Raw genomic sequence first — 18,252 nt, 5'->3', positions numbered from 1 at the left:
CGCATAGCGGAGGTTTCGCGTTTATACCCTTCATACTTCGAGCTGCATCTTTGTTGGCTCGTTCACGCGCCCGACAAATCTGCCTGGAGCAGATTTGAACGCTGTTACCAGCGCCCCGAAGGGGTGAGGCGCATGGATGGGCCGAATAATCACTTACTTATGTAAGCTCATCGGGACTTGCTCTCTTGCCGCCTCGATGCCACTCGAATTATTTTGGGTATAAAATCAGGCTTAGAAAGCGGTGGTGTCTTTGAAAAGACCCACTTTCAGATCGGTGGCGGTGTAAATTACACGGCCATCAACCAACACTTCACCATCTGCCAGGCCCATAATCAGGCGGCGATTGATAACGCGTTTGAAGTGAATACGGTAGCTGACTTTTTTCGCTGTCGGCAGGATCTGACCCGCGAGTTTAACTTCACCCACGCCCAGTGCACGGCCTTTACCTTCACCGCCTAACCAGCCGAGGTAAAAACCTACCAGCTGCCACATCGCATCCAGACCCAGGCAACCAGGCATTACTGGATCGCCGATAAAGTGGCAACCGAAGAACCACAGGTCAGGATTAATATCTAATTCTGCTTCAACGTAACCTTTATCGAAGTTACCACCGTCTTCGGTCATCTTGACGACGCGGTCCATCATCAGCATGGATGGCGCAGGCAAACGTGGGCCTTCAGCACCAAACAGTTCGCCACGACCAGAGGCAAGAAGATCTTCTTTTGTATAGGATTCGCGTTTATCTACCATGTTTACAGTAAGCCTTATTGTAATGAAGCACGCATGTTAGCTAACACGTGTACGCTCAACAAGTCCGATCAGTTTTGATTGAACCAATTGAGCCAACGCAGTGGCCATGGATAGCGGTGCCGAATATCTTGCGCGGATGCCTGAGCGATTCGCTCTTGTACCGCACGCATGAGCGTATTTTGCCCTTCGCCATCCCAGGGCAGATTTGTTAATAAGGGTAGTGCATCAGTGACATCATCGATGGCCCAAATGGTGAATTGCCCTTGTTCTACAGCATCCAGAACGTCCTGATGCAGGCAAAGGTGACGCACGTTGGCAACCGGGATAATCACGCCTTGCTTGCCGGTAAACTCGCGTTGTTGGCAAATTCGGAAGAAACCTTCGATCTTCTCATTCAGACCGCCAACGGGTTGCACTCGACCAAACTGGTCTACGGAACCTGTCACCGCAATATGCTGATAAATAGGTACATTTGCCAGTGCACTGATTAATGCGCAAAGTTCGGCCATTGAGGCACTGTCGCCATCCACTTCACTATAAGACTGTTCAAAAGTCAGAGATGCAGAGAAGGGGATTTGCTGGTCAAGTTGCAACTCAGACATTAAAAATGCCTGCATGATCATCATGCCTTTCGCATGAATATTGCCGCCCAGCTCCGCTTTGCGTTCAACGTCAGTAAACTCACCATCACCGACATGCACCACACAGCTGATACGAGAAGGTTCACCAAATGCACGTGGATGCCCTGGGAACTCAATCACCGACAGGGCATTGATCTGGCCGACCATTTCACCTTCAGTTTCGATGAGGATCTGCTCAAGCAGAATTTCATCTTGCATACGTTCAGCAAGATAACCTTCACGCCACTCACGTTGTGCCAGCATTTGCGTTAGTTCGTCAGCACCGAAACTTTTTTCTTCAGTAAAGGCGGCAACTTCGCGCAACTGACGGCTAATCCACGATGGGCATAGCGGCAGTGTTTCCTGGTCGCCGGTATAACGCACGGCTTCACGGATTAACACTTGCCATGCATCAGTTGCAGGGGCAGGCAGAGATTTTGATTTGGCTACCGCGTAAATCCACTGGCACCATAACGCCATATCATCAGCAGAGGCGATCTGCAGATTTTCTTCAAATTCACTATAAATCGCCGAAGTAGCCAGTTCAGGTTCCATATCCTGGAAGTCTGCCAGCGATTCGCGCTCGCCTACCAGAATCAGTTTCAGGCTCAATGGTAATGAAGGAATATTAATTGGCAGAGGACGCGTTTCGTCAGGTGAAATCCAGTCGAAGCGACCCTGAATGACCATTTGCTTTAGGCGTAACCACAATAGCGGTTGTGCGAGCACACTGCGCAATGACAGCACCAGAATGCCACCGTTTGCACGGTGAACCAGGCCTGGAGTCAGAGTAATTTCGCCTGCAAACTGGCGCACGCAGCCAAACAGCTGGTCCGCTTCAATCCAGTCGGCAGCGACAACCTCAGACAGCCCTGCAAAATTGTCTTCTGCGGACTCGGCCGGGCGTAACGTTACGTGACTGCCTTCTACCAGATAATGACCGCCCGTCAGAGCGTTGTCATGCGACCAGCACTCGCGTGCTGCTTCGGTAATAAGATTAAGGTATTCGGCTTCTTCAGCGGCTTTTACCAGCATCAGATCGGCCGAGGCTACCGGTTGGCTGAGCTGCACCAGTCCGTAAGACAGACGGGGTTGCACAGCGGAGAAAGGGGCAGTTTCGGAATCATAAGGCTGTGCGAAAATTTCCTGATAGCTTTCGGTATCAGGTACAAGAGCACGCCATTCAAGTCGATTAGTCGTCAAAGTCGCTATTTATTAATTAGATGTCAAAGGCGCGATTATACAAGAATAGGGAAGGCAGCACACGGTTTATGCGGAGCGGCAAGTTTACTTAGCTCACAGCTTTCATTTTTCAGGTAAGCGAAAATAAAAAAAACTGTTATTCTGAAATGAGTTACACGGTCACACTGAGATCGCAATGAAATATCAACAGTTGGAAAATCTCGAGAGCGGCTGGAAGTGGAAGTATCTGGTCAAAAAACACCGCGAAGGCGAATTAATTACACGTTACATCGAAGCTAGTGCGGCGAAAGAAGCCGTTGATGAACTGTTACGCTTCGAAAATGAACCTGTGCTTGTGTTGAGTTGGATTGAGAAACATATGAATCCAGAGCTTCATAATCGTATGAAGCAAACTATCCGTGCGCGGCGTAAAAGGCACTTTAATGCCGAGCATCAACATACCCGTAAGAAGTCCATCGACCTTGAATATTTGGTTTGGCAGCGGTTAGCAGGGCTTGCTCATCGACGAGGATGCACTCTCTCAGAAACTATTGTGCAATTGATTGAAGATGCTGAGCGTAAAGAGCAATACGCCAATCAGATGTCATCGCTCAAACAGGATCTCCAGGCTTTGCTAGGCAAAGAGTAGAGGGGCGGTTGTATTGACCCAGAGTTCTATTTTTGGGTTCTGGGTATCCACCAAAGAATAAAAACAAAAAACCCCGCCTTAGCGGGGTTTTTTTATAACGGTAACTTATGCCGCAGGCTGAGTTACAACGTCTTTGATACCTTTAACTTCGATCTCTACGCGACGATCTGGAGCCAGGCAATCAATCAGTTTAGCTTTAGGAGCTACGTTATCACAGGTGTTGCCAGTAACTGGGTTAGATTCGCCCATACCGCGTGGGGAGATCTTGTTAGCTGGGATACCTTTAGAGATCAGGTAATCAACAACTGACTGTGCACGTTTTTCAGACAGTTTGTTGTTGTATTGATCGGAACCGATACGGTCGGTGAAGCCCAGAACTACAACAGAACCATCTTTCGGGTCGAGGTTGCTCAGCTGAGTATACAGCTGATCCAGTGCCTGCTGACCTTCTGGTTTCAGAGTTGCTTTGTTGAAGTTAAACAGAACATCAGACTTCAGAGTGAAGTGCTTGGTCTGTACTTCTGGAGCTGGTGCTGGAGCTGGAGCTACTACTGGAGCTGCAACTTCGCCCTGACCGAAACGGTAAGAAACACCCAGGCTCAACAAGCCGTTGTCTGGACGAGTACCAACGGTAGCAGCGTCACCAATGTTGTTAGTCCACTGGTATTCCAGACGGGTAGCGATATCGCGGGTAACAGCCCACTCGATACCACCAGCAGCCAGCGGAGATACGCCAGTGTCGTGATCGCTTACACGGTTACCAGCAGCATTCATAGCTGTAGAATCTGCACGCCATACCATACCACCCAGACGAGTGTAGATGTCCAGATCGTCAGTGATTGGGTAGCCCAGTTTAGCGGTCAGTTGAACGCCTTGCGCTTTGAAAGCACCGTTTTCTACGCTGCCTTTATATGGCATACGACCTAACCAGTCATAACCCATTTCAAAACCAACGTACGGGTTAACCTGGTAACCACCGAACGCACCAGCACCCAGTTGGCTTTCATGAGTAGGGCCATTACCGATGCCGCTATCATAGCCGTTCTGGTTAGAGAAACCGGTGTCGTGGAATTGGGACCAACCCAACTTACCACCTGCATACCAGGTGTTATCTTTCGGTGCGGCCTGCGCTACGGTAGCGAAGCCAGCCAGTGCCACTGCAATCGCGATAGCTGTCTTTTTCATTTTTTGCGCCTCATTATCATCCAAAAAGGCCATGAGCTTTAAAATCGCTCTAAAGCCCAGGGTTAAATCCTTCGCCCGAGTTTATGCTCACTTGTTACTCTACCGATCAATCGGTGTTATGAAGAGCAACCCTGGCGAGCTAAAGTCTACAACGTAGTTTAAAACTTACAAGTGTGAAGTCCGTCAGGCATATGAAAAAAAACGACTTGTATAAACATTTTCTAACATTTTTGCGCGTAATTCACACTCTAAAGATTTGCTGGAAGGCCGCCTGGAGCGGCTTGGGACGCGGATTCTTGATAATTCACAATGGATTGTCAAGAGTTCATAAAAAGTTCCAGGAATTCTCTTAAATTTACTTAATGATACAAACTAGAATGAATTTTTAGCTCACTTCGTGGTCGACACCCTGTTTCCGAGATACGGGTTGGACGCATAATGAAGCCGATCGCATTCCCTATTTCGGCGGCAGATGACAGTTGCGAATGCTCTTCATTCGTCAATTCTTCAGGTAACCAACCGATAACAACACTGTAATTTCCTGTCTGCAATGCTTTTACCATAGCATCTACTGTGAAAAGTGGATCTAACTGGCTCACTTGCATAACTTTTGCCAGCGGAAGACCTGCTGATTGTACCCACTGACGACTTAATTTCTGCTGTGGTGTTAGCCACAGCTGCCAGCGTGACTGTTGCCCCAGTTGTTGAAGCAGTGGCAATAAAACCAGCTGTGTAACCCATGGCTGATCTTCGCTGTAGATCACTTCACTGATCAACCCTTTAATTTTGTTACCTGCTGATGACTGGGCCACAGAAGGCACAGTATTTGTAACAGTGGCAACCTGAGTTCGAACGTTATGTGAATGCATAGTTAATCCCGCCTGATGGGTTACTGTATGGATATACAGTAATACCTGTTTGGATAAAGATCAATCTAAATTTCGGAAAGTGTCTCGCAATTTCATCATGTAATTCGACGGAAAGTGAGAATGTGATTGCGGTGAGTGATTAGGTTACTTATTTTCGTACTACAGGAAGCGGTAATAAACTGTGATGATGCGTTAATACATGATATTTAGGGATATATTCATGAAAAATAAATCATATGCAAGGATTCATCAGTCCAAAGAATACTTATCACCACTAGGGGAAATAGGCTGTCGATCGCTATTTGGTGGATATAGCCTGACGGTAGAAAATGTTGTGTTTGCCATGGTTTCAGAAGGGGAGCTCTACCTGCGAGCATGTGAACAAACGGAAGTCTATTTTGTTAAACGAGCCTCGCAGCCTCTGCTCTACAATAAACGCGGACGTACTATCGAACTAAATTATTACCGCGTTGATGAGGGGTTGTGGAGCGATCGGGAAAAGCTAGTGCAACTGTCAATGGATGCTCTATTCAGTGCCCGGCGCCAAAAATCCCGGCAGCGTGCTCAGCAAAGGCTTAAAGATTTACCCAATTTAACGCACAGTCTGGAAATGATGTTGTGGGAAGTCGGTATTGCCGATGTACGTACCCTTCATGCCTACGGCGCAAAGCGCTCCTGGATAAAGCTTAGAGGCATTAAGAAAGGGCTTGGCGTACAGGTATTGCTGGCATTAGCTGGTGCTATTTGCGGAATTCATGAGGCTGCACTCCCGGCGGCAACGCGCCAGGAGTTGGTCGAGTGGGGGCATCATTACGAGAAACGCCAAAGGCGTTAATCGTGTTGTTGCGACACAAGTTGTTGAAGGCGCGATATCTCAGGTAATAGCGCAACCAGCAGACCAACCTGCTGAAGCACCAGTGGCTCTTTGGAGTCTGGTTGCGGTTCAAGTGTGGTTATACGTTCAGATAGTCCCTGAAGTGCTTTTTGTACTCGTTCTTCATCTGCTGGCAGGTGATGAAGTGCATCGTCGACGTAGCACACAGCATCATCAAGCAGGAGCAAAATATCCTCGTTGGTCAGTCTTTCACGATGTGCACCCAACGCTGAAATATAGCTGTTGAAGGTATGATTCAGGCACAATAGTCGAAATGCTGTTTCCCGCATCTCCGGTGAAACACGCGGTTCAGACGACATATTCGACACAACAGAAGCCAGTTCAGCATCTTTGTTATGTGCATCCCGGCGTGCAATACGGTACTCAAGCCTATTGTCACGACCCTGGTGATATTGCTCAAGAATCGCATCCAGATAACGGCAGTTAGCGTTAAATGCACGCTCCACCACTAATGGCAATCTGCGAAAACGCCAGTCAGGCCAGATGAAACTGACTGCGGCCCAGGCTATGGCACATCCTAATAAGGTATCGAAGATACGTGGCATTGCGACTTCAAACCCTTCGCCCAACAGGTTGAAACAGAGCAACACTAGCAAGGTGATAAACATGGTGGCGTGCGCATATTGTACGTTGCGAAAAGCAAAGAACAGCACGCCGGTAATCACAATTAAAACAAGCTGTCCTTCAATTGATGGCACAAAGAACAATACCGGAAGCCCGACAGCCACGCCTACCAAAGTGCCAATAATACGTAAAGCCAGGCGTCGGCGAGTGGCGCTGTAGTTAGGCTGGCAAACAAAAAGGCTGGTCAACAGTATCCAGTAGCCATGTTTTAACCCGGTGAATTGAATAAACGCATAGCCGACGCATAGTACAACGGACATGCGCACCGCATGGCGGAATAACGCTGATTCTGGAGTTAAATTCCGTTTTAATCGCTGCCAGATATCACCAAAGCCAGTTAAGCGATCATCCAACAGTCGGTTTTCAATATCGCTGTGCGGCGCGGCGAGGGCTTGTTCAGATTCAATAGTTGCTAACTGAGCATCAATGGCGCGCAAATTACTCACCAGGAAGCCAAGTGCTTTTAATTCACTGGCCAGAGACTGATCCGTTTTTAATCTCTCAATGGCGGCGTCAAGATGGGTAAACGCTCGCTCGAACCGTGGGTCATGTTGATATTTCACGCGTAATAAAACGGAGCGTGAAAGCTGCAAGCAGGCCTGAGATTGCATGGTTAACAGGCGTTGAAAGCGAAACATGATGTCGCTGTAGCGAAACTTATCGCGCAGTGCCTGGTACTGGATGTGGGAAGAGCTGGCGCGCTCATGAATATCCTGAGCGACAAAATAGTAGTGCAGAGTCCGCCGAGTGCCTCGCTGCCCACGATCTCCTCGTAAGCGCGTCAGCAACGAGCCTTTGGTTTGATTCAACATTGTCACAAGCTGGCTATTCGCCATCGCAAGTTCAAGCATTGGTGCCTGGCTTTCTTCTTCGATATCGGGGTCAAATAGGGTTGCTTTGACTTCGAGATAACGCGCGAGGCTTTCATAACAGCGTGCCAGGTTATCCTGAAGCGGTCGAATCGGGAATATAAGATGCCCAGCAAGTGTCAGTAAGTTGTACCAGATGGCACCTGCCAACAGCAAAATAGGTTGTTGATACCAGTGATCGTACAAAGAAATGCCGAGCATGGTATAGATGGCGATAAGCAGCGCCCCAAAAGCGATAGTGGCGTAACGCTGACCTAATCCTCCCAGAAGAATAAACCCGCTGGTGGAAACCATTAGCCCAATACCAAACAGTACAGGCCATGGATATAACAACTCCACCGATGCGGAAGCGATGAAGAAACTAACCAAAGTAATCAGAAGATTACGTATACGCCCGGTGAGACGGTCATCTAAATCTGCAAGAGCTGCGGCAACAACGCCAAGCGTTAACGGAATAGTGAGCTTGACCTCGCCCAACCACCATGGGAAGGCAGCGGTGCCCGTAAGCGCAATGAAAATACGTAAGTTATAGAGCCAGGTGCTGTTCCAGGTATAGCGGCGCAGAATTGGGCTAAGCATTAATACTCACTATTCTTGTCAAATTTACTGGAAACGACGTCGTGCATTAGCTTCACGTGCAGCCTGTGCAGTTTCTACAGAAACGACACGGCGACCCACTGGCCAAAGTGCAATCGCTGCTATCTTGAAGTTAGCGATTCCTACAGGAATACCGATAATAGTGATGCACTGTGCAATCCCGGTACAAATGTGCAACACACATAGCCACCAGCCGAAAAATACTAGCCAGAGAATGTTTAGCAGCGTGCCGCCGGTGTTCAGGATGGCGCTTTTACCCTGCGGGTTGAGCTCATCAACATGAACCGCTTCATTGCCATACGGAACGAACGAGAGTTTAGTTATCTCCCAGCAGGAACGAGTCAGCGGGAGAGTGAAAATAAAAATGATACTGACGAGAGTGGCCAGCAACCAAGAGAGAGTGGTGAGGAAACCACCCAGTACAAAGTTCAATACATTAAGGACTGTACGCATAATCACTCTTTGTTGGTATGAATGTAGATAAATGAATAACCACAGCAATTGTAACGCGTTTTTACTCTGGAGCGTCATTCCTTCGGCGGGTAAACTTAACCACAACCATTTTTTGGATCAGGCAAAGCGTAATGGAATTGAAAGCGACTTCCCTTGGCAAACATTTAGCACAACATCCCTACAATCGGGTGAGATTACTGACTGCGGGTGTAGAGGTAAAGGGCGATCGTCATGAATACCTTATTCCATTCAATCAGTTAATCGCAATTAATTGCAAGCGTGGTCTGGTTTGGGGCGAGCTGGAATTTGTCTTGCCCGATGATAAAGTCGTGCGTTTGCATGGTACGGAATGGAGTGAAACGCAGCACTTTTATCATCACCTGAACGAACTCTGGCAGAACTGGAGCACTGAAATGAGCGAAGTGGCAGCTCAGGTGCTACAACAGCAATATGCCGAAATAACGCGCAGGATTCAGCAAGAGAAATGGTTCAAACGCAGTGATATGCAGGCGTTACAGCAAAATGTTCGCGCTGCGTTTTCAGCACTACCGCTGCCATTAGCACGGCTTGATGAATTCGAAAATTGCCGCGAACTTTGGTTTCATTGTAAAGCCTGGCTTGAACAAGGTGATACGCGCCGCCATCAACGCAATACCGCTTTTACCAATCACATGCTGGAAAAGTATGCTGACTTTTTCCAGCACATAGAAAGTTCTCCTCTGAATCCTTCTCAGGCTCGTGCCGTCGTCAATGGCGAAGATTCGCTATTAGTGCTCGCGGGGGCGGGGAGTGGCAAAACCTCCGTTCTTGTTGCTCGAGCTGGTTGGCTATTACAACGTGGCGAAGCCAGTGAAGAACAAATCCTGCTGCTGGCATTTGGGCGCAAAGCTGCGCAGGAGATGGATCAGCGAATTGCCGAACGCTTGAATACCGATGCTATCTCCGCGCGTACGTTTCATGCTATTGCATTGCATATCATTCAGCAAGGAAGCAAAAAAGTGCCGCGTGTTAGCGAGCTGGAATCCGATACCACGGCACGCCACCAATTGCTAATTGAAAGCTGGCAACAGCAGTGTCGTGAGAAAAAAGCGCAGGCAAAAGGCTGGCGTGAGTGGTTACGAGACGAGCTGCAATGGGAAGTGCCTGAAGGTGAATACTGGAAAGATGAACGTTTAGCTAAACGTCTGGCAAGCCGGTTAGATCGCTGGTTGGGGTTATTGCGTATGCATGGTGGTTCGCAGGCAGAAATGATTGCCGCAGCGCCTGAAGAGGTCCGCGATCTCTTTGCCAAACGCGTCAAGCTAATGGCCCCGTTACTGAAAAGTTGGAAAACTGCGCTGAAAGCTGAAGAAGCAGTCGATTTTTCGGGCTTGATTCATCAGGCTATTAATGTGCTGGAAAAGGGGCGGTTTATTAGCCCGTGGAAGCATATTTTAGTGGATGAATTTCAGGACATCTCGCCGCAGCGTGCAGCACTGCTGGCGGCACTCAGAAAACAAAACTCGCATACTTCGTTATATGCGGTGGGTGATGACTGGCAGGCAATTTATCGATTCAGTGGTGCAGAAATGTCGCTGACCACCGCTTTTGCTCACCATTTTGGCGATGCAGACCAGTGTGCGTTAGATACCACTTATCGCTTCAACGATCGCATAGGTGAAATAGCGAATCTGTTCGTACAGCAAAATCCGCATCAGTTGGCTAAGCCATTAAACAGTCTATCTAAAGGCGATAAAAAATCCGTCACGTTATTGGCTGATGACCAGCTCGAAGCACTGCTGGATAAGATGAGCGGATATGTGAACCCGCAGCAGCGCATTCTGGTTCTGGCCCGTTACCATCATTTACGTCCGGCGATTCTGGAAAAGGCAGTAACACGCTGGCCAAAGCTCGCCATTGATTTTATGACTATTCATGCCAGTAAAGGGCAGCAGGCTGACTACGTTGTGGTGTTGGGCTTACAGCAGGGTAAAGATGGTTTCCCGGCTGTAGCACGAGAATCGGTAATGGAAAAGGCATTATTGCCGCAGCCGGAAGATTATCCTGATGCTGAAGAAAGGCGATTATTGTATGTGGCGATGACGCGGGCCCGTCATCGAGTCTGGCTTTTATTCAACAAACAGGAACCGTCCAGTTTTGTCGATATCCTGAAACATCTTGGCGTGCCCGCAGCAAACCGACCGTAATTACTTCAGTCGTTCTGCCAGATAACGTGCGTAATCGGGGATTAAAATTTCAACTGCCTGATTAAAACCCGGTGACTGAATAATAAAATCGGCGGTTGATAAGTTAGTTGCAACAGGTATGTTCCACACAGTTGCCAGACGTAGCAATGCTTTAACGTCAGGATCGTGTGGAACTGCATTAAGCGGGTCCCAGAAGAAAATCAGCACATCAATTTTCCCTTCGGAAATCAAAGCACCGACTTGCTGATCGCCACCCATCGGGCCGCTAAGCATAGCGTTGACATCAAGACCGCTGCCACGCTGGATGAGATTTCCGGTGGTGCCGGTCGCGTACAATACGTGATGTGAAAGATTAACTTTATGGCGCTCAACCCATTTCAATAAGGCATCTTTACAGTGGTCATGCGCAACCAGCGCAATATGTTTTTTTTCCCCCAGGGTGCGGGTCGTTAATTCCATTGGTTAATCCTGATTGATTTATATTGGCTACAGCTTACTGGAAGCCACTGATGCTGCAAGAGAAGGGTGTCAAAAATGCGTGATTTGGAAGTCAATTATTGCGTTGGATTATCTTTTGCCCATTGCAAGAAACGGTCGCGGGTAGGTTTATCTGCTTGTAGAAACCAATATCTGAGGCGCTGCTCGATTAACGTATCGGATTGACGAGGCGGAGCGTCGAGTTCAGATGTTTTCGAGAGTAGTTCGCTGTCGTCTGCCATCATAGTGGCGAATCCTTTTACCGCCGCCGTTTTCCCCGATTTGTTGTAGACCTGAGTATCCCGCTCGTAGTCGATTCCCTGTGATGCGTTTTTAACCGGCAAAATATCTACTTTCGATGGGATGACTCCAGCGTCACCATCGAGCAACTGAAGATGAGGTGCCAGGTCAAATTCATCGCTGTCTTTATCATTTTCAATCCGTGGGATATTGAAATTTACCTGGCTGACTTCTTTGGTATCGAAACTCACCACTAAAGGTGGGGAAATATAAAGGCGCTGTTCTCGCGTGTTGGTTCTGATATTTTTTTCTACACGAAATACTAGCTGATGCGGACCGTTGTCCAACTCAATGCTATCAGCACCTCTTAGCAAAGAACTGGAAACTTTTTTCCCATCCAGTACCAGCAAGTCGATCTCTGTGGACAGACGCAGGGTTGTCGCCCTCGATTCACCAGGCAAAAGAAGGATCCAGCATAGTGCGATTAAGAACACGGTTCTCATCAATTTCTCCTGCCTGAGGGTAAATAGGACCATCCCTTACTGAATGTTTCAAAGTTTTTCATATGGACGGTTCATTAACATATAGACATATTCTCAATAATTGCTCTACTACCAGCGTATGGGAAAGATGGTGAGTCAGTAACGGATGACATACACTTTTGATTACAGAGTCCCAGCGGAGAGAGTGATGAAACAGGCTGATATCGAAACTATTCTAAAAGATACCCGAACCATTGCGCTGGTCGGTGCCAGTGATAAGCCAGATCGCCCAAGCTATCGGGTGATGGCGTATTTGCTCGATCAAGGATATGAAGTGATCCCGGTGTCCCCAAAAGTGGCGGGTAAAACCCTGTTAGGGCAGCAGGGTTATGGCTCACTTGCAGAAATACCTAAGAAAGTTGATATGGTCGACGTGTTCAGAAATTCGGAAGCAGCATGGGAAGTGGCACGCGAAGCGATAGCCATTGGCGCCAAAACGTTATGGATGCAGTTAGGCGTGATTAATGAGCAAGCTGCTGTCCTTGCGCAAGATGCCGGTTTAAACGTGGTGATGGATAAATGTCCGGCAATTGAAATACCAAGACTAGGTCTGGCTAAATAATAAAAAACCCCGCGATTGCGTAACACCATTCATTTAAGCTAATGAATTAGGGGAAACGCCGGGATTTGGTTCCCGGAGGGACACCAAACCCGGTGGTCGCCCCCGGATATCTCATTCTTAAACTAACGGTGTTACCGCAATTGCGGGGTTTTTGCTAATTACGCAGGCGAGGTGCCTGAAGCTGTTGCCGTATCGAAGCCGCCAATTCATCCATCGACGGTTGTTCGGGATGCTCGTCTTGTGACTCCCCACTTAACTGGGCTTCAGCAAGATAGGTGTGCACAGCCTGGCCATCATCATCTTCCATCACTACATGATACCAGGGTGCACTACGGAGGGCATCGTTGTCGGCCAGTTCATCTTCTGCCGGCTCATCCAGAGAGTATTCCGGGTCGATATCGACCACTACCCCCAGATAACCCAACAAAGAGTGTCGTACTTGCTGGCCTATGCCGAATTTGCTGGCAATCATAGTCACCTCCTGAGAAACATTACCTGCCATTAATGTGCGGGCAAGTTTTTGTAATTCAAGTTACATGATGCGACAGGCAAACCCTTTCAGATACAGCCCTTCCGGGTAGGTGGCGATCACAGGGTGATCTGCGGCCTGGCGGAACTGCTCTATAAATTGTACATCACGCCCGGCATCTACGGCGGCATCAGCGATGATTTTCTGGAATAAATCTGTCGTCATTAAACCAGAACATGAGAACGTCATCAGAATGCCACCCGGATTCAACAGCTGAATTGCCAGCATATTGATATCTTTGTATCCACGGCAGGCACCCATCAGTTGGTTCTTATTCTCGACGAATTTTGGTGGGTCCATAATGATAACGTCGAACTTCTCACCCTGATCGCGGTATTTGCGCAGCAGTTTGAATACATCATCACGCACGAATTCAGCTTTGCTCAGGTCGAGTTTGTTCAGCTCAACGTTTTGCTTCGCAACATCTAATGCATCCTGAGATGTATCAACACTGACAACCTGGCGGCAGCCACCCATTAATGCGGAAACCGCAAAACCGCCGGTGTAAGAGAAGCAGTTCAGCACGCGCTTATCTTTCACATACTGGCGAGTTGAAAAGCGGCTGTCGCGCTGGTCAAGGTAGTAACCCGTTTTATGGCCGCCTTTAATATCGACCAGCAACTTCATGCCGTGTTCTTCGATTGGCAACAAATCAGGTGGCAGTTCACCGCTGATCGGGCCTTGCGTCAGTTCCATTCCTTCTTTCTTACGAACCGCAACATCGGAACGGTCGTAAATAGCGCATTCTGGATAGAGATTTTGCAAAGCAGCAACCAGCGCAGGGCGTTGATATTCAGCGCCAGCGGAAAGTAATTGCAGCACAAGGAAGTTGCCGAAGCGGTCAATCGTCACACCTGGCAAACCATCAGACTCGCCAGCAATCAGACGATAACTATCCAGCCCGTCGCGAGCCGCGAGCCATTCACGCCAGACCTGTGCCTGCTGCAAACGACGAGTGAAGAAATCGATGTCGATGCTTTCATTCGCATCGAAAGTCCAGACGCGCGCACGGATTTGCGAAGATGGCGAATAAGCGGCGCGTGCCAGCCATTTGCCATTGCTATCCACAACATCAATTGTTTCACCGAGATTGGCTTTGCCTTCCATGCGTGCAACAGCACCAGAAAACACCCACGGATGACGGCGCAATAACGATTTTTCGCGCCCTTTGGTTAACACTAAACGTACACTCATAATTTGCTATGCTTTCTTGCTAATAATTTGGCGCCATTTTCCGGGTTAGACCGGCTAAATGCAACGCAAGAACCCGAAACGGAGGAAGTTATGGCCACAGTATGCACACTTGCCTGGGTCCACGGCCTGGTTCAGGGGGTTGGGTTCCGCTACAGCACCCAGCGTGAAGGGTTAAAACTGGGGTTAACCGGTTATGCCCGTAATATGGATGATGGTAGCGTTGAGGTATTAGCCTGCGGCGAAGAGCAGCAGGTTGATAAACTTATCGCGTGGCTAAAAGCGGGAGGGCCACGCAGCGCTCGGGTCGATAAAGTGCTGACTGAGCCGCATCAACCCGATCGCCAATGGACCGATTTCAGTATTCGCTACTAAATGCACTTCACCGGCTTTGGCAGGCCTGCAATTTTGGTTGCCTGCTTAGCCGGCCCTTTTGGGAACAAACGGTATAGATAGCGGCTATTGCCTTTCTCTTCGCCAAATTTGTTAGCCATCGCTTTAACCAACATGCGAATCGCCGGGGAGGTATTAAATTCGAGGTAAAACTCGCGCACGAATCTCACTACTTCCCAGTGTTCAACTGCAAGGGTAATACCTTCATTGGCGGCAATAGCTTCGGCAAGCGGTTCACTCCACTCCTGGCTATTTTTCAGATAACCATCGGCATCTGTTTCTATTTCTCGGCCTTCAAACATCAACATAATTATTCTTTGCTCCAGACAAACTGGCGGCAGTGTAGCAAATTTTAGCGTGTCAGAAAAAACAAAGCCCCGCGATAGCGAGGCTTTGGATGGGGAACAAGCAGCGATTAGTCGCGGCTTGCGAAGCCCAGGATGCTCAACAGGCTGATAAAGATGTTGTACAGAGAAACGTACAAGCTCACCGTTGCGCGGATGTAGTTAGTTTCACCGCCGCGGATGATATTGCTGGTCTCAAACAAAATCGCGCCAGAAGAGATCAGAATAAATACCGCGCTGATTGCCAGGTGCAGAGCAGGCAGCTGCAGGAAGATGTTCGCAACCATACCCACCAACACCACGACTACGCCTGCCATCAGCATACCGCCGAGGAAGGACATGTCTTTTTTGGTGGTCAGCACATAAGCGGAGCAGCTAAAGAACACCAGCGCCGTGCCACCTAATGCCATACCAATCACATCACCCATACCGGCAGAGATGTAGGAGTTAAGCATTGGGCCGAGGATATACCCCAGGAACCCGGTGAATGCGAAGGCAGCAAGGATACCCGTCGGTTTATCAGCCAGGCGGTAAGTTAAAAACATCAGACCATACATACCAACCAGCGTCAGAATCAGACCTGGAGATGGCAGCATCAACACGGTGCTTGCGGTTGCGGTAATCGCAGAGAACGCCAGCGTCAGGCTGAGCAAGAAATAGGTGTTACGCAGTACCTTGTGGGTACTTAGCAGTGACGAACGGTCACGCGAGGAAGTAATTATGCGATCCATTCAGAAACTCTCTCTTATAACAGGTGTATATGGTGACTGAGAATAATAGCCTCCTTTATTGCAAGGAAGCCCTTTTACCCATCTTTACCTTGCTCTGATTTAATTCACAGATTCGATATCTGTCATAAAACTCACTTATATGTGGCTGAAAATTATTGCTTTAATCATTTCCGATGCTAAGAGTGTTAACCGTACCGTCGTTAATAACTCAAATAAGGCGTGTTTAATGAAAGCAAATAACCACATCACAATTATCAGATCGTTTGTCGCTCTTGGCGTTGCTTGTGCAATTTCTGGAGCCTGGGCTGCCAATGTGCCAGCAGGAACAGAGTTGGCCGCAAAACAGGAATTAGTTCGTAACAACGGCAGCGAGCCAGCCTCGCTTGATCCTCATAAAGTCGAAAGCAGTGTTGAGTCGAGTATTATTAGTGACTTTTTTGAAGGTTTGGTAGAAGTACGCAACGATGGTTCGATTGAACCAAGGCTTGCTGAAAAATGGGAACAGAAAAGCAGTACGGTTTGGGTTTTCCATCTTCGCCCTGGCATTAAATGGTCTAATGGTGAGCCGATCACCGCTGAAGATGTGGTCTGGAGTTGGCAGCGCCTGGTTGACCCCAAAATAGGATCACCTTATGCGAGCTATCTCGGCAATATGCATGTGGAAAACGCTGCAGATATTGCAGAAGGTAAAAAATCCCCTGATACGTTAGGTGTTAAAGCGTTAGATGATGCAACGCTACAAGTTACGCTGACTCAACCTACCGCCGCATTTCTCGCAATGCTTGCACACACCTCGCTGGTGGTTGTTGATAAAGCCGTCGTAGAGAAGTTCGGCGACAAATGGACGCAGCCTGCGAATTTTGTGAGTAGTGGGCCATACACACTTTCTGATTGGGTGGTAAACGAAAAAGTCATCGGGGTGCGTAATAAAAACTATTGGGACGATAGCCACACCGTTATTAATAAAGTGACTTACTTACCCATCGCTTCCGAAACTGCCGATATCAATCGCTATAAAGCAGGTGAAATAGATATTGTTTTAACTGTCCCACAGACACAGTTTGCTTCATTAAAAAAATCCATTCCGGATCAGGTTCATGTGACACCTAAGCTTGCAACCTACTACTACCAGTTCAATACAACCAAAGCTCCATTTAATGATCCGCGCGTTCGCCGGGCGCTCAATATGGCGTTGGATAAAGACATCATCGCTGAGAAAGTATTAGGACAGGGGCAGATCCCTGCCTGGGTTATCAGTCAGAAAAACATCGGCGGTGTCGAACTAAAATCTCCTGACTATGCGTCCTGGAGCCATGAGAAGCGTGTAACTGAAGCCAAAAAACTACTGGAAGAAGCGGGATTTAATACGTCTCACCCATTGAGTTTCAATCTGTTGTACAACACCTCTGAGTCACATCAGCGCATTGCGATTGCGGCCAGTTCAATGTGGAAGAAAAATCTGGGTGTTGAAGCGAAGCTGCAAAATCAGGAATGGAAAACGATGCTTGATACCATGCACAACGGGACTTTTGACGTCGTGCGCTATGCGTGGATTGCTGATTACGACGATGCGGCGACGTTCCTGAATAACTTCCGTACAGGCGATAGTGAAAACACCTCGAAGTACAGCAATGCTGCTTTTGATGACGCACTGAAAAATGCAGCGAAGGCAGACAACGTTGCGCAGCGCGGCAAGTTCTACCAACAGGCCGAGGATAAACTGGCGGAAGATGTGCCAGCGATTCCCGTTTATCACTATGTTTTAGTCCAGTTAGTGAAACCTTATGTCGGTGGATACGCGCCAAATAATCTTGGTTTCTACTACACCAAAGATATGTTTATCAAAAAACACTAGGGCGCATTTCATTTTGGGAGGCTAAACCCACAATGATTTCTGCTATTAACCCAATCAAATTGTTGAAGTTTTGCCCAAACAATACCGAATTGGTGATTAATCAGGCGAACGAACAAAATCGTGCTTTACATGAAGTATGGGGATGTTTATAGTTCGCCTCGTTGGAAGCGTGGCCGAGTGGTTGAAGGCACCGGTCTTGAAAACCGGCGATCCGAAAGGGTTCTAGAGTTCGAATCTCTACGCTTCCACCAACATTTTAGCCCCAGCTTAGAAATAAGCTGGGGCTTTTTCGTTTCTGTTTGTTGGTGTTTCAAACAAATAAACCAGATTTGATGATTTTTCAGGCGAACGAACAAAATCACTCTTTACATGCAGTTTGGGTATGTTTATAGTTCGCCTCGTTGGAAGCGTGGCCGAGTGGTTGAAGGCACCGGTCTTGAAAACCGGCGATCCGAAAGGGTTCTAGAGTTCGAATCTCTACGCTTCCACCAACATTTTAGCCCCAGCTT

18 protein-coding genes and 2 tRNA genes are annotated in these 18,252 nt (G+C 48.1%); 8 read left to right on the top strand and 12 right to left on the bottom strand.

Annotated elements, in window-relative coordinates; translation table 11 throughout:
- Window positions 1-231: 231 nt before the first annotated feature.
- Both fabA and LVQ79_RS11090 read right to left on the bottom strand, forming a co-directional pair.
- Entirely contained in the window at window positions 232-750 is a 519-nt protein-coding gene (gene fabA, locus LVQ79_RS11095) for a bifunctional 3-hydroxydecanoyl-ACP dehydratase/trans-2-decenoyl-ACP isomerase (protein ID WP_034494356.1), read from the bottom strand.
- A 68-nt stretch (window positions 751-818) separates the two neighbouring features.
- Window positions 819-2,573, bottom strand: a complete 1,755-nt coding sequence (locus LVQ79_RS11090) for an AAA family ATPase (RefSeq protein ID WP_232864987.1) — start codon at window positions 2,571-2,573, stop codon at window positions 819-821.
- A gap of 175 nt (window positions 2,574-2,748) precedes the next feature.
- Between LVQ79_RS11090 and matP the strand changes: the two genes are divergently transcribed.
- Window positions 2,749-3,201: a macrodomain Ter protein MatP gene (gene matP / locus LVQ79_RS11085; protein WP_151992685.1), complete on the top strand. Its 453-nt coding sequence runs from the start codon at window positions 2,749-2,751 to the stop codon at window positions 3,199-3,201.
- A gap of 105 nt (window positions 3,202-3,306) precedes the next feature.
- Here matP and ompA read toward each other — a convergent pair whose 3' ends face one another.
- Together ompA and sulA are read right to left on the bottom strand one after the other, a co-directional pair.
- Window positions 3,307-4,386, bottom strand: coding sequence for a porin OmpA (ompA, locus tag LVQ79_RS11080; RefSeq protein ID WP_232864986.1), 1,080 nt, complete (start codon window positions 4,384-4,386; stop codon window positions 3,307-3,309).
- Between the two features lie 359 nt (window positions 4,387-4,745).
- Window positions 4,746-5,255, bottom strand: a complete 510-nt coding sequence (gene sulA / locus LVQ79_RS11075) for an SOS-induced cell division inhibitor SulA (protein ID WP_232864985.1) — start codon at window positions 5,253-5,255, stop codon at window positions 4,746-4,748.
- A gap of 220 nt (window positions 5,256-5,475) precedes the next feature.
- On the opposite strand from sulA, the gene LVQ79_RS11070 reads away from it, so the two are divergent.
- Entirely contained in the window at window positions 5,476-6,090 is a 615-nt protein-coding gene (locus LVQ79_RS11070; protein ID WP_154149506.1) for a TfoX/Sxy family DNA transformation protein, read from the top strand.
- Here the strand turns inward: LVQ79_RS11070 and yccS are convergent.
- Complete coding sequence (gene yccS, locus LVQ79_RS11065; RefSeq protein WP_232864984.1) at window positions 6,087-8,222, bottom strand: YccS family putative transporter; 2,136 nt, start codon at window positions 8,220-8,222, stop codon at window positions 6,087-6,089. The genes LVQ79_RS11070 and yccS overlap by 4 nt on opposite strands.
- 24 nt (window positions 8,223-8,246) lie before the next feature.
- Complete coding sequence (locus LVQ79_RS11060) at window positions 8,247-8,693, bottom strand: YccF domain-containing protein (protein WP_034456313.1); 447 nt, start codon at window positions 8,691-8,693, stop codon at window positions 8,247-8,249.
- 131 nt (window positions 8,694-8,824) lie between these two features.
- Here LVQ79_RS11060 and helD point away from each other — a divergent pair, with 131 nt between their 5' ends.
- Window positions 8,825-10,879, top strand: coding sequence for a DNA helicase IV (gene helD / locus LVQ79_RS11055; protein ID WP_232864983.1), 2,055 nt, complete (start codon window positions 8,825-8,827; stop codon window positions 10,877-10,879).
- On the opposite strand, the gene mgsA is transcribed toward helD, so the two are convergent.
- Window positions 10,880-11,338 carry a methylglyoxal synthase gene (gene mgsA, locus LVQ79_RS11050; protein WP_064517611.1) on the bottom strand — a complete coding sequence of 153 codons (459 nt, stop codon included), beginning with the start codon at window positions 11,336-11,338 and terminating at the stop codon, window positions 10,880-10,882.
- 95 nt (window positions 11,339-11,433) lie between these two features.
- The gene (gene csgI / locus LVQ79_RS11045) at window positions 11,434-12,099 is read right to left on the bottom strand and encodes a curli synthesis inhibitor (protein ID WP_232864982.1); all 666 of its coding nucleotides are present in this window, start codon (window positions 12,097-12,099) and stop codon (window positions 11,434-11,436) included.
- Between the two features lie 187 nt (window positions 12,100-12,286).
- Here csgI and LVQ79_RS11040 point away from each other — a divergent pair, with 187 nt between their 5' ends.
- Complete coding sequence (locus LVQ79_RS11040; protein WP_064517615.1) at window positions 12,287-12,700, top strand: CoA-binding protein; 414 nt, start codon at window positions 12,287-12,289, stop codon at window positions 12,698-12,700.
- Window positions 12,701-12,854: 154 nt separating this feature from the next.
- Here the strand turns inward: LVQ79_RS11040 and hspQ are convergent, their stop codons facing one another.
- Together hspQ and rlmI are read right to left on the bottom strand one after the other, a co-directional pair.
- On the bottom strand, window positions 12,855-13,172 hold the full coding sequence (gene hspQ, locus LVQ79_RS11035) for a heat shock protein HspQ (RefSeq protein WP_034456306.1): 318 nt from the start codon (window positions 13,170-13,172) through the stop codon (window positions 12,855-12,857).
- A gap of 60 nt (window positions 13,173-13,232) precedes the next feature.
- Window positions 13,233-14,423: a 23S rRNA (cytosine(1962)-C(5))-methyltransferase RlmI gene (rlmI, locus tag LVQ79_RS11030; RefSeq protein WP_232864981.1), complete on the bottom strand. Its 1,191-nt coding sequence runs from the start codon at window positions 14,421-14,423 to the stop codon at window positions 13,233-13,235.
- Between the two features lie 90 nt (window positions 14,424-14,513).
- Here rlmI and yccX point away from each other — a divergent pair, with 90 nt between their 5' ends.
- Window positions 14,514-14,795: an acylphosphatase gene (gene yccX / locus LVQ79_RS11025; RefSeq protein WP_232864980.1), complete on the top strand. Its 282-nt coding sequence runs from the start codon at window positions 14,514-14,516 to the stop codon at window positions 14,793-14,795.
- On the opposite strand, the gene tusE is transcribed toward yccX, so the two are convergent.
- Both tusE and yccA read right to left on the bottom strand, forming a co-directional pair.
- Window positions 14,792-15,121 (bottom strand): sulfurtransferase TusE, encoded by a 330-nt coding sequence (gene tusE, locus LVQ79_RS11020; RefSeq protein WP_064517637.1) that lies wholly within the window; start codon window positions 15,119-15,121, stop codon window positions 14,792-14,794. The genes yccX and tusE overlap by 4 nt on opposite strands.
- A 107-nt stretch (window positions 15,122-15,228) precedes the next feature.
- Window positions 15,229-15,888 (bottom strand): FtsH protease modulator YccA, encoded by a 660-nt coding sequence (yccA, locus tag LVQ79_RS11015; protein ID WP_034456301.1) that lies wholly within the window; start codon window positions 15,886-15,888, stop codon window positions 15,229-15,231.
- A gap of 226 nt (window positions 15,889-16,114) precedes the next feature.
- Between yccA and LVQ79_RS11010 the strand changes: the two genes are divergently transcribed.
- From LVQ79_RS11010 to LVQ79_RS11000, 3 genes are all read left to right on the top strand, one after another.
- Window positions 16,115-17,743, top strand: coding sequence for an ABC transporter substrate-binding protein (locus LVQ79_RS11010; RefSeq protein WP_232864979.1), 1,629 nt, complete (start codon window positions 16,115-16,117; stop codon window positions 17,741-17,743).
- Window positions 17,744-17,906: 163 nt separating this feature from the next.
- Window positions 17,907-17,994 (top strand) — tRNA-Ser (locus LVQ79_RS11005).
- Window positions 17,995-18,146: 152 nt separating this feature from the next.
- A tRNA-Ser gene (locus tag LVQ79_RS11000) sits at window positions 18,147-18,234 on the top strand.
- The last annotated feature ends 18 nt before the right edge of the window (window positions 18,235-18,252 follow it).

Origin of the sequence: Buttiauxella cochleicola, assembly GCF_021282405.1 — a bacterium.
GTDB lineage: Bacteria > Pseudomonadota > Gammaproteobacteria > Enterobacterales > Enterobacteriaceae > Buttiauxella > Buttiauxella massiliensis.
The sequence above is the reverse complement of the archived record's forward strand: the minus strand, read 5'-3'. Positions and strand labels throughout refer to the sequence as shown.

Coding starts and splice junctions, on each gene's coding strand:
- LVQ79_RS11040 (WP_064517615.1), top strand. CDS start 12,287: ATGAAACAGGCTGATATCGAAACTATTCTAAAAGATACCCGAACCATT.
- matP (WP_151992685.1), top strand. CDS start 2,749: ATGAAATATCAACAGTTGGAAAATCTCGAGAGCGGCTGGAAGTGGAAG.
- yccS (WP_232864984.1), bottom strand. CDS start 8,222: ATGCTTAGCCCAATTCTGCGCCGCTATACCTGGAACAGCACCTGGCTC.
- ompA (WP_232864986.1), bottom strand. CDS start 4,386: ATGAAAAAGACAGCTATCGCGATTGCAGTGGCACTGGCTGGCTTCGCT.
- LVQ79_RS11010 (WP_232864979.1), top strand. CDS start 16,115: ATGAAAGCAAATAACCACATCACAATTATCAGATCGTTTGTCGCTCTT.
- helD (WP_232864983.1), top strand. CDS start 8,825: ATGGAATTGAAAGCGACTTCCCTTGGCAAACATTTAGCACAACATCCC.
- mgsA (WP_064517611.1), bottom strand. CDS start 11,338: ATGGAATTAACGACCCGCACCCTGGGGGAAAAAAAACATATTGCGCTG.
- hspQ (WP_034456306.1), bottom strand. CDS start 13,172: ATGATTGCCAGCAAATTCGGCATAGGCCAGCAAGTACGACACTCTTTG.
- yccA (WP_034456301.1), bottom strand. CDS start 15,888: ATGGATCGCATAATTACTTCCTCGCGTGACCGTTCGTCACTGCTAAGT.
- csgI (WP_232864982.1), bottom strand. CDS start 12,099: ATGAGAACCGTGTTCTTAATCGCACTATGCTGGATCCTTCTTTTGCCT.
- fabA (WP_034494356.1), bottom strand. CDS start 750: ATGGTAGATAAACGCGAATCCTATACAAAAGAAGATCTTCTTGCCTCT.
- rlmI (WP_232864981.1), bottom strand. CDS start 14,423: ATGAGTGTACGTTTAGTGTTAACCAAAGGGCGCGAAAAATCGTTATTG.
- tusE (WP_064517637.1), bottom strand. CDS start 15,121: ATGTTGATGTTTGAAGGCCGAGAAATAGAAACAGATGCCGATGGTTAT.
- sulA (WP_232864985.1), bottom strand. CDS start 5,255: ATGCATTCACATAACGTTCGAACTCAGGTTGCCACTGTTACAAATACT.
- LVQ79_RS11070 (WP_154149506.1), top strand. CDS start 5,476: ATGAAAAATAAATCATATGCAAGGATTCATCAGTCCAAAGAATACTTA.
- LVQ79_RS11060 (WP_034456313.1), bottom strand. CDS start 8,693: ATGCGTACAGTCCTTAATGTATTGAACTTTGTACTGGGTGGTTTCCTC.
- yccX (WP_232864980.1), top strand. CDS start 14,514: ATGGCCACAGTATGCACACTTGCCTGGGTCCACGGCCTGGTTCAGGGG.